The 9,675-nt window shown below is 60.8% G+C and carries 10 protein-coding genes; 1 reads left to right on the top strand and 9 read right to left on the bottom strand.

Annotation, left to right across the window (positions count from 1 at the left end; all coding sequences use genetic code 11):
* Nucleotides 1–31 precede the first annotated feature (31 nt).
* From V2I08_RS19810 to V2I08_RS19850, 9 genes are all read right to left on the bottom strand, one after another.
* On the bottom strand, nucleotides 32–319 hold the full coding sequence (locus V2I08_RS19810; RefSeq protein ID WP_349636484.1) for an Rv2993c-like domain-containing protein: 288 nt from the start codon (nucleotides 317–319) through the stop codon (nucleotides 32–34).
* Complete coding sequence (locus tag V2I08_RS19815; protein WP_349636485.1) at nucleotides 319–1,227, bottom strand: VOC family protein; 909 nt, start codon at nucleotides 1,225–1,227, stop codon at nucleotides 319–321. The genes V2I08_RS19810 and V2I08_RS19815 overlap by 1 nt, the downstream gene beginning before the upstream one ends.
* On the bottom strand, nucleotides 1,224–1,655 hold the full coding sequence (locus V2I08_RS19820; RefSeq protein WP_349636486.1) for a heme-binding protein: 432 nt from the start codon (nucleotides 1,653–1,655) through the stop codon (nucleotides 1,224–1,226). Before V2I08_RS19820 ends, V2I08_RS19815 begins: the two co-directional genes overlap by 4 nt.
* Nucleotides 1,652–3,154, bottom strand: a complete 1,503-nt coding sequence (locus V2I08_RS19825; RefSeq protein WP_349636487.1) for a bifunctional 3-(3-hydroxy-phenyl)propionate/3-hydroxycinnamic acid hydroxylase — start codon at nucleotides 3,152–3,154, stop codon at nucleotides 1,652–1,654. Before V2I08_RS19825 ends, V2I08_RS19820 begins: the two co-directional genes overlap by 4 nt.
* Nucleotides 3,155–3,176: 22 nt before the next feature.
* A complete protein-coding gene (locus V2I08_RS19830) occupies nucleotides 3,177–4,412 on the bottom strand; it encodes an amidohydrolase family protein (protein ID WP_349636488.1) in 1,236 nt (411 codons plus the stop codon).
* A gap of 81 nt (nucleotides 4,413–4,493) precedes the next feature.
* Nucleotides 4,494–5,390 carry a LysR family transcriptional regulator gene (locus V2I08_RS19835; protein WP_349636489.1) on the bottom strand — a complete coding sequence of 299 codons (897 nt, stop codon included), beginning with the start codon at nucleotides 5,388–5,390 and terminating at the stop codon, nucleotides 4,494–4,496.
* A 27-nt stretch (nucleotides 5,391–5,417) separates the two neighbouring features.
* Nucleotides 5,418–5,645 (bottom strand): hypothetical protein, encoded by a 228-nt coding sequence (locus tag V2I08_RS19840; protein WP_349636490.1) that lies wholly within the window; start codon nucleotides 5,643–5,645, stop codon nucleotides 5,418–5,420.
* 31 nt (nucleotides 5,646–5,676) lie between these two features.
* Nucleotides 5,677–6,549 carry a helix-turn-helix domain-containing protein gene (locus tag V2I08_RS19845; RefSeq protein ID WP_349636491.1) on the bottom strand — a complete coding sequence of 291 codons (873 nt, stop codon included), beginning with the start codon at nucleotides 6,547–6,549 and terminating at the stop codon, nucleotides 5,677–5,679.
* A 3-nt stretch (nucleotides 6,550–6,552) separates the two neighbouring features.
* Nucleotides 6,553–7,845, bottom strand: a complete 1,293-nt coding sequence (locus V2I08_RS19850) for an MFS transporter (RefSeq protein ID WP_349636492.1) — start codon at nucleotides 7,843–7,845, stop codon at nucleotides 6,553–6,555.
* A gap of 238 nt (nucleotides 7,846–8,083) precedes the next feature.
* On the opposite strand from V2I08_RS19850, the gene pobA reads away from it, so the two are divergent.
* A complete protein-coding gene (gene pobA / locus V2I08_RS19855; RefSeq protein WP_349636493.1) occupies nucleotides 8,084–9,253 on the top strand; it encodes a 4-hydroxybenzoate 3-monooxygenase in 1,170 nt (389 codons plus the stop codon).
* The last annotated feature ends 422 nt before the right edge of the window (nucleotides 9,254–9,675 follow it).

Below are 9,675 nucleotides of genomic sequence, written 5' to 3' on the forward strand. Positions count from 1 at the left end.
TAGTGGTAACACTCGCGCCGGTGCATGCATCTCATTGAATCACAATGCCTTTTCCAAAAGCACTGTTCAAGTTGGGCTTGACATGCTCAGCATAGTTGAGGCCGACGCATAGAATTTTGGCGGGGTCGGGAATGACCGGCAGCAACACGACATCGGCGGCGGCAAAGGACGCGCCGTCGGCCAGTGTGGCGAGGCTGCCTTCGATCAGCGCAGCCTTGAGGCTTGGTACAGCATCGTTTGCCAGTTCGACGATGGTGTCGCCTTCGATGCGGCCAAAGCTAGCGGTGCCGTTGGGACGGCGGAAGCTGACATAACGCATTAGATATTTCCCTTTGTCAGGACGTCCAGCGGCTGGGCCTGCCAGTCGCGGCGATGGCGGAATTTCTCTTCGGCAGCGCGCAGGCCGTCAAAATCCTTGTCGGACATGCCCCACTGGTCGATCCGATTGGCCGGCCAGGTCCAGTCTTCGGGCGCGCCCGCCTGATAATCGTCAGGCACCTTGTTCACGGCGGTCGAAAATTCGATCACGGGGCCAAAGGGGGCAATGAAATAGGCAAACACATTGGCACCGGGACCATGGCGACCCGGACCCCATGCCGGGGCCATATCCTGATCGCGCAGGCGGCCAATGCCGCGCATAACGGCGTCCAGATCTTCCATCTCGAACGCGATATGGTTCAGGCTGGAAATGCCCGCGCGGGCAAAGGCCGTTGAATGATGCGAGTCATTGCAGCGCACGAACACCATGCCCTTGGTCCGGTCCGACACGCGGAAGCCCAGCGCATCCTCGACCAGATGGCCGGTCATTTCCGCATCCACGCTGTTGAACACCACATGGGTCAGTTTGACCGGCAGATCGCGTCCCTCAATCGGGCTGACTTGCTGCGCATCCACCAGAAAACGCAGCAATTCACCCTCGGCCAGCTCGACGATGATGCCGTGGCCGCCTCCCAAGTCCCGCGATACGACCGGGGTTGCAATCAGGCCCGCAGCGCCCACCGAGCGTTTTAGTTGCTCCAGCCGATCTGCGGTGCAGACAAAGGTGGTCGATCGCACATAGCAGTCGGGCGACTCCTCCAGGGCGATCAGATAGGGAAAGCTGCCCGATCCGCGCAGATAGTGCGTGGTTCCTACGGCCGCCGCAGGGGCCATGCCCCATATGTCAGTCAGGAAGGCCGCAGCCTTCGCCGCACCAGGTAGCGACAATTCGATGCTGCGCAACTTCATTTCGTGTCTCCATGGCTCAGACCGGCGGCCAAAATGCCCGCAAGGGCGCAGGCTTCATCGCAATCGCCGGTGTCGCCGCTGATCCCGACGGCACCGATCACCGCGCCTTCCAACTCGCGGATCAGGACGCCGCCGGGTGACAGAGCAAGCTGACCGCCAGTGACGGCCACCACACTCTGAAAAAAGGTCGGATTGTTAGCGGCTCTTCCGGCGATGACACGGGTATCCGCACCCATTCCGAGCGCCCCTGTCGCCTTGGCTTTGGCGATGTCGAAACGGAACAGACTCGCGCCGTCCTGACGGGCAAAGGCAATCGGGTGCGCGCCTGAGTCGAGCACCACCACTGCGAGCGCAGGGGCGTTGTCGCCGCGCGGTTGCGCCAATGCCGTATCGATGATGGTACGGGCCTGAGCAAGAGTAAGGGTCATGCCGCAATCTCCTGAGAAACGGTTCCGGCAATCAAGGCATCGCGCAACGCGATCAGGTCCGCCGGTTTGCCGGTGCCAAAGACATAATGGTCAGGACGCAGTAGCAGCGCGTCGACGCCGCGCGTATCGAGCCAGGCCGCAATCGCCCCGTCATCGTTCAGCGTACCCAACGTCACGACTTTCATGTCGCCCGGCGCGGCAACAGGCTGTCGCACGAACAGTCGCCAGCCGCCGCCCGTAACATCGTCCAGCAACTGGCCGCCAACGCGCGGCTGGATGAAGCGTTCGCCTGCCCCTGCCGTGCCGAGCGCAATGATGCCGGTCGAAATGGCAGGGATCAGGTCGGCGGCGGTGCCTTGTTGGGCATTTTTTGCCGCTTCGCGCATCGCTGTGTCGCGGGCAGCCGCGGTCTGCGGATCGAGTACGCAGATATAGCGGCCTGCTTCTACTGCGGCGGTAATTACCGCGCGGACATGGGGATCACGTTCGGGCTGATAGGTGTCCAGCAGCGTGTCCGGCGCTTCGCTGCGCACCACCGCCGCCAGCTTCCATGCGAGATTGGCCACATCGCGCATGCCATGGCACATGCCTTGACCAAAAAAGGGCGGTGTCTGGTGCGCGGCATCGCCCGCCAGAAAGACACCGCCCTGCCGCCACTGGTCGGCGACCAAGCCGTGAAAACGATAGGTCGCCGCACGCACAATCCTGTGCGGCACCCCGGAGAGGTAGGGTGCCACAAGGGCTGCGACATTATGCGGTTCCATCATCGCCTGGTCATCTTCACCGGGCAACAGCATGAACTCCCAGCGGCGATGATTGCCACGTCCTGGCACAATCGTTGTCGGCCGGTTGGGGTCGCACATCATGACCGACAGTTTCTGTAAGTCCGCGGCGTCCGGCACACCCAATAGGTCGGGAAATCGAACCGGGCCATCGACTTCGGCATCGACCACCAGCCAGGGTTCTTCGAAATCCAGATCGTGGAGTGGAATGCCTAGAGACTTGCGTACTGTGCTGCGAGACCCATCACATGCAATGACATAGCGCGCCTGGGCTGTGTCGCCGCTTGACAGGTTGAGCGTAACGCCATCAGCGTCTTGCACCAGTCCTTCAAACCGGACACCGAAGCGGACAGCCACGTTATGATGTGCGGCAAGTGCGTCGCGCAAATGTTGTTCGAGTTCAGGCTGATAGAAGAAATAGTCGTTGGACCAACTGAACGGCCGCGCGCGCCCGACCGTGCCCATATATCGAATGACGCCATGGTCCGCGCCGACATGCAGATGCCCTTCGGTATCACGCATGTCGCTCGCTACCCGGTCGATCACGCCCGCCGATTGGAAAAGGCGCATCATTTCATGGTCCAGATGGACGGCACGAGGCAGTGGATAGGGGTTGGCTTCTTGCTCAATCACCAAAACAGACAAGCCGGTTTTGCCCAGCAAATTGGCCGCAAAGGCCCCTACCGGCCCGCAGCCGATAATCGCAACATCGAACATGATCGTCTTTCTTGTAGCGGTATCAGGCCGGTATCGGCTCGGTCACAGGCGCTTTATGCATTCGTCCGCCCTGCATGATCATGGTGATCCGACTGGCATCCTGCATGATCGTCACGTCCTGGGTCGGGTCGCCTTCAATCAACAGCAGGTCGGCGAGATAGCCGGTCTTCACCAGACCTACATCGAGCCCCATCAACTGCCCCCCCAGCATCGTCGCGGCGCTCAGCGCCTCTGCCGGGGTAAAACCGAAGCGGGTCACGAAATGCTCCAGGTCGCGTGCATTGCGACCATTGGGATTAAAGGGGAATCCATAATCCCCGCCGATCAGAACGCGCACGCCCCGTCGTTTGAGTTCGGGTACTAACCTGGCTTCCAGTTCCAGTCGTTCGGCGGCGCTGGCTTTCATGGACGACATGTCAATATGGGGCGGCGGCGAGGCTTCCAGCGCCGCAACAGATACGCCGGGTCCCGGCGCATAGAAAATCTCATCCTTCTTCGCGACCATCGCGTCGATCGCTGCCTGGTCGGCGAAGGAACAATGATACAGAATGCGGGCACCCGCTTCGAGTGCGAGTGCGATGGCACGGGGCGAATAGGCATGGGTCGCAATCCAGAGACCCGCTTCCTTCGCCGCCTTGCCTGCTGCCTGCATTTCCTCGTCGGTGTACAGGATGTCACCCGACGTACCGGGCTTCAACGCATCTTCGCCCGATATCACCAGTTTGAGAGATTGTACGCCTTGCGCAGCGCAATAGGCGACGAAATCACGCATGGCTTGCGGACCCCGGCCATTGAAAACATCGCCGGTTTCGACGCCTTCCTCACCTTCCGGGCTGCGCTCCAGCGTGGAGGGGATGAGGCGTGGTCCCGGCGTTTCACCCGCCGCAATGGCGCGCGCCAGTTCGGGCTCAATCTGATCGCCCAGAGCGCCTGCCGAATAGGCGCTGGTAAAGCCATGATCCAGCAGGACGCGGGCATTGCGCCAGGCCGCGACCTTCAATTCGTCCGCAGGAAGAATGAATTGATGATAGATTTTTTCGACTGAACTGCCCCAGGTCAGGTGGGTGTGCGAATCGATCATGCCTGGCATCAATGTGCCACCCCTACCGTCCACGACCCGGTCGGCGGTTGTGGCCGCAATCGTGGCCTCATCATATATGATAGAGGCAATCCGATCCTGTTCTATCAGGACGGCACCGGGAACGGACGCTGCGCCAGTTCCGTCAAATATGCGGACATTATGAATTAGTTGCCGCATGCCATCTCTCCTGCGTCACGCTCTTACCCAACCTTTATGGATGCGTTTGGCCAGAATTAAAAATAATGATTTTTTGGAATATCATAGGCTGGAGCTATGGATAAGCGTTTCCAGCATCATGGTGGCCAGTCGGGACAAGCGCCGGTCCGCCATCCGCCGCACGCCGATGCTGCGCGAAAATTTGGCTTCTTTTATCACGATGGCGCGCAGCACGCCGATCGACAGTTCGGCTGACGCGACCTGCACCGGCAAAATCGTGACTCGTTGGCTACCGCGCACCATCGCCTTGGTCGTGAGCAAGGAATCGCACCGGATGATATCCTGCGGCACGGGGACATTGGCAGCCATGAACAGGGCATCGATCTGCCGCCGGAACGCGCCGCGTGCTTCGGGCAGTACCCAGCGCATCGCCATCATGTCTTCCAGGGACATGCGCGCGGGCAGATGATCATTCTGGCGACCGACAATGAGAGAGAAGGGGTCACGCGAGAAAGTGCGTTCTTCTATGTCCTCAGGCGGCTGTTCGATGCCGGTCGTGACAAATGCCAACTCGATCTCGCCTCGATGCAGCATTGCCACCAGATCATGGTCGGGCCGTTCAACCACATGCAATGCAAATTGGCCGATCCGCGCCTCCAGCAAGCGCACGGCGTCTGGCAACAGGCTGACCAGCGCACCGGGCGTACCACCGACTCGCAAAGGTCCCAGAACGCCCGCGCTCGCCAGTTTCACTTCAACCTCTGCATCCCTCAGCAAGCTGTCGATGGATTCGGCGCGATGCAGCAGTGCCTCTCCCTCCGGGGTCAACATAATGCCGGTGCGTGATCGCTCGAACAGAGACACGCCCAACGCCTGTTCCAGTTGCGCGATCGCGTTCGACACGGAGGGCTGCGAAATATTGAGCAGGCGCGCGCCGCCGCTGATCGAATTACTGCGAACGACCGCCAAAAAAGTACGGATAGCGCGAGGGTCGATCACGTGGCTACCTTCAAGACAATGGGCGCATCAGCGCGTCAGCAGGGGATGCGTCATGCGTAGATCATCGAGCATATTTTCGATCAACGCCACGTCTGCGATGGTGCCGGTAGGTGTCACGGTCCAATTGCAATGGGGATGGGTCGTGCGACTATAGAGGCGTAGCGGGCCGATCACCCGGCGCCAATGATGTTTGCTGCTGCCATGGTCGCGGACCAGTCGTGCGACGAGCATGTCAGTAAGCGTATCGGCAGTCATGGAATGATCCTTAGTGACGCGGCATTGTGCGTCAACTCTTGTGCGCAACACGCCAGTCGCGCGGCGGCTGGCCTATATGGCGGTTGAAGAAGCGCGAAAAATAGGCAGGATCTTCGAAACCAACGGCATAGGCGATATCGGCGACGGATAGCTGGGAATAGAGCAGCATTCGACGGGCCTCCAGCAAAGTGCGATCGTCAAGCATCTGTGTGGGGGAGTTGTTTGCTACTTGAGCACAAGCCTGGCGCAGGGCGGTAAGGCTGACGCCGAGTGCGCGGGCATGCACGGATACCGGCTCGCGCAGCCGGAAGCGTTGGTCGATACGTTCCCGCAGGCGCGCAACCAATGCCGCCTGGCGCGGGGTGCCGGACTGCTCCTGCCGGGTCAAAGCGGCGTGGCGCAACGCCAGCACCATGAGGTGCAACAAGGCGGATTCGACCGCAGCGCGCTGGCCGGGGCCGGACCAGCTCAATTCCTGAGCCATGCGGGCGACAGCGACATTGGCGTTGTCGCCCTCCGGCGGGGACAACGTGACGGCCTTTGGGTGCGCAAAGAGGGGAGCGAGATCGGCATCGCGCAGGATGAGGTGGCGTAGATAACTGTCAGCGATAGTGACCACGGCACCGCGCGATTCACTGGCCCAGGTGAAACCATGGACGATACCCGCCGGGATCAGCAGCAGGCAGGGTGCATCGAAGCGTACGGCGGTCTCCTCCGCCTGCATCGCGCCGCCCCCTTCCGCGATCAGGATGATATGGTTGAGGTCGCGATGGACATGGGGGCGGATCGTCCATTCGCTGGGCCGCGAACGGTCGTCCAGACTTTCGACATGGACGAACCCTTCCGCAACGCTGCGCTGTGGCTCGCCATACAGGTAGAAGGCGGGGACGGGCGAGGCGGTCATGACCTATCGGCGCGGGCGTAATGCCAGCAGCAGTCCGGCACCCAGCAGCGATCCCGACGCCATGACGATCGCGACGAGGGGTAGGGTGAAGTCGAGACTGAACAGAAAGCCTGCCAGTATCGGTCCCATTGCCGCGCCGCCGCGGCCCACCCCAATGACGATGCCAGTGCCACCGGCCCGCACCGCAGTCGGGAAAGACTGGGCAATCAGCGCATAGAGTCCCACGACCGCGCCATTAGTACAGAAGCCCGCCATCGCCGCGATGAGGCTCAGTCCCGCCAGCGTCGTTTGCCCCTGACCGAAGACCGTGACCATGATGGCCGAAGCGAGCATCGCCGCGATAACGAGCGGGCGAACCGCGATGCGCCAACTGAGCGCGCCCAGCAGCAGCGATCCGATCAATCCGCCCACATTGGCCCACACCAGCACGCCGCCCGCGCTCGAAGGGAGATAGCCCATATCGACGACGATCTTGGGCACCCATTTGAGAATGAAGTAGAAGGTCATGATGTGGCAGAAATAGGCCAGCGTCAGCAGGATGGTGGTGCGTGCCAGGCCGGGGGCGAACAGTGAGGCAAAGGAAGGCTTGGGCGCGGCCGCGTCCAGCGGTGGTAGTGCGGCAGCCGTGGCCTGGCCCATGCGGGCGAGCAAGCGATTGATCTTCAGCAGTGCGCCTTGCGGCCGCTTCTGGACCAGGAAACCAATCGATTCCGGCAACAGCCACAGCGATAGCGGCAGGAACAGAGCGGTGACGATGCCCCCGAACAGGAAGATATCGCGCCAGTCGCCAGCGATCAGCAAATAGGAGGCGACAGATCCGCCCAAAATCGCGCCGACCGGATAGCCCGCCGCCATGATCGCAACCGCGAGGCTGCGCGCGCGTGCATTCGCCAGTTCGGCGACCATTGCATTGGTGCAGGCGAGCATGCCGCCAATGCCAAGTCCGGTGACCAAACGGATCAGCGAGAGTGAGGTGACGTCCCACGCCACGGTCGCCGCGCCCATTCCGCCGGCCATCACGACCAAGCATCCTAAAATGGTGGGGCGCCGCCCAAAACGATCGGCGATATTGCCCAGCAAGACCGACCCCACGGCCATGCCGATCAGTTCCATCGACAGGACAAAGCCCAGCGCGGCGCGATCGACGCCCCATTCCCTGGCGATGCCTGGCGACGCGAAGCTGATCGCCAGCACGTCGAATCCGTCGAGCGCATTGAGCAGCACGCATAATGCTATTGCAGTGATCTGTAACCGACCCATCGGCGCTTCGTCCAACTGGCGTCTGATGTCGGTCATTTCTCACTCCTCTGCCTTGCGGCCCTGACCGCTCCATAACAGGCGCTAGTTGGACGGATCGTCCATCTTCTTGGATGTTTGGCACGGCATGCGATAACAGATTTAATCGGTCAAGTGCCGCATTACCGCCGACCAAAGTTCTGGTGAATCATCCATGTAGATTGTTGCTCTGCCCCTGTTGCGTCTGCGCCGGTTGCGGCACGTCTGGATCAAAGTCGGCTTATAGGAGAGGCATGGGATGAAGACGCAAGTGGCCATTATCGGGGCTGGACCCGCAGGCCTGCTGTTGGGCCATTTACTGCGGGCCGAGGGCATAGAGGTTGTCGTGGTGGAGCGGGCAGCGCCTGATTATGTGCTGGGCCGGATCAGGGCAGGGGTGCTGGAGCGGACGACGACCGATCTGATGGATCATTTGGGGTTGGGCGCGCGCATGCATGCTGAAGGATTGCCGCATGATGGCTTCCACCTCGCTGACGGCGAGCGACTTATCCGTATCGATATCGAGGCGCTTACCGGCAAGAAAGTCATGGTCTATGGCCAGACCGAAGTGACTCGCGACCTGATGGATGCTGCGCCCGAACGTGGGCTGGAGATCATTTATGAGGCGGCCGATGTGGCGCTGCATGCTGTCGATAGCGATACGCCCTATGTCACCTATAGCAAGGATGGCGTGACCCACCGGATCGACGCACAGTTTCTGTGCGGCTGCGATGGCTTTCACGGTCCCTCACGCAAGGCGATTCCGGCCTCGGTCGCCACTGCCTATGAAAAGGTCTACCCCTTTGGCTGGCTCGGCATATTGGCGGACGTGCCGCCGTGCAATCATGAGCTGATCTATGCCAACCATGACCGTGGCTTTGCCCTGGCCTCGATGCGGTCGGAAACGCGAAGCCGCTATTATATCCAGGTTCCGCTCAACGAGAAGATTGAAGAGTGGCCCGATGATCGGCTGTGGGACGAGCTTGCAATTCGCCTTGGTCCGGAGGCGGCAGCGAACATGACCAGCGGGCCCGCGCTCGAAAAGTCGATCGCACCGCTGCGTTCGTTCGTGTTCGAGCCGATGCGCTATGGGCGGCTGATGCTGGCAGGGGATAGCGCGCATATCGTACCCCCGACCGGCGCCAAGGGACTGAACCTGGCGGCGTCCGACGTCCATTATCTATCGCAAGCGCTGATCGGCTATTTCAAGCAGGGCGATGTCGATGCGGTGGCGGGCTATTCGGACAAGGCGCTGGCGCGGGTATGGAAGTCGGAACGCTTTTCCTGGCAACTCACCAAGCTGATGCATCGCTTCCCGGATGGCGATGCGTTCGACCGGCGGATGCAGGTGGCCGAACTCGACTACATCGCCTCGTCGCAAGCTGCGCAGGCGACGATCGCCGAAAATTATGTCGGGTTGCCGCTGTAGCGATCGCCGATCGCCCTGATTCGATGCGATGATTCGGTGGCGGCGACCAAATTGGGCAGAGTTTGGATCGCGCGCAGACTGAAAAATCGTTGCGCCCTTCGACTTATCTAAAGCCTCAAGTCTCCAGCATCTACGGTGCTTTTGCGTCGTTTGGATGACGCGCTTGTTGAAAAATTGGTGAGCTGGTGGATTTTTCCTGTTGACCGAATCTGCTGCCTTACCTAGAGGGCTGTTCACCGGACGGGGCGCTGCCAGCAGGGAGCGTTCGGAACGGTCGCCAACATAGACGGACAGATGTCCCCCGGAACGCAAGGATCGGGGTAGATAGCTTGTCCGCTTCTAATGTTGGTTTAGGTTCTTTGACATTGTTGGTTTAGATGAAGGGACATGTGGGCGGCGGCTCCGGTCTGTGGCGGCTTTCA

Source organism: Sphingobium sp. MK2 (assembly GCF_040170545.1).
Lineage (GTDB): Bacteria > Pseudomonadota > Alphaproteobacteria > Sphingomonadales > Sphingomonadaceae > Sphingobium.